This window comes from Salmonella sp. NW38, from assembly GCF_051807745.1.
GTDB lineage: Bacteria > Pseudomonadota > Gammaproteobacteria > Enterobacterales > Enterobacteriaceae > Salmonella > Salmonella enterica.
On the sequence record NZ_JAMMTO010000036.1, the window covers coordinates 1 to 507 of the forward strand.

Below are 507 nucleotides of genomic sequence, written 5' to 3' on the forward strand. Positions count from 1 at the left end.
ACCACGCCCCCCCCCGCTGCGTTGATATTGCGGATGATATGGTCGGCGTGCCTGTAGAGGCTGACGGCAAAAATCAGCGCCAGCCAGCGGTGCAGGTTCATCAGCTGTACATAGCCACCGTCGCTGACCGTAAAGTCCGGGCGGGAGAAGAGTGTGGTAACGGCCCCGGCAATCCGGGTACACAGAACAGGGTTCAGCCCTTCGAGGGACGTACCCGGCGTATACGCCGAAAACTGCGGTCCCCACTGGCCGTAGTGGCAGTCAAGCTGCGTCAGCACAAACAGCAGCATCCTGGCGGCTGATTCGGTATCCGGCTGCGTCACCTGATACTCAAACTGCTCCAGATTAAAATTATCCGGCTGAGAGAGGTGGTCCACGGGGACACCAACAAACGCCACGCGGTCAGTTGCACAGGTAGTTTTTTTTTCGGCCGGTTCAGTCCGGGAAGTCATCATTCATTCACTCCAGTGTCAGGAAAAAAGCGCAGGAAATCCCCTGACCGGTGCC

General features: G+C 58.0%; 1 pseudogene. It reads right to left on the reverse strand.

Features of this window, described 5'->3' with window-relative positions:
- Positions 1-455, reverse strand: a pseudogene (locus NA624_RS23010) (hypothetical protein); the annotation flags it as partial.
- Positions 456-507 lie beyond the last annotated feature (52 nt).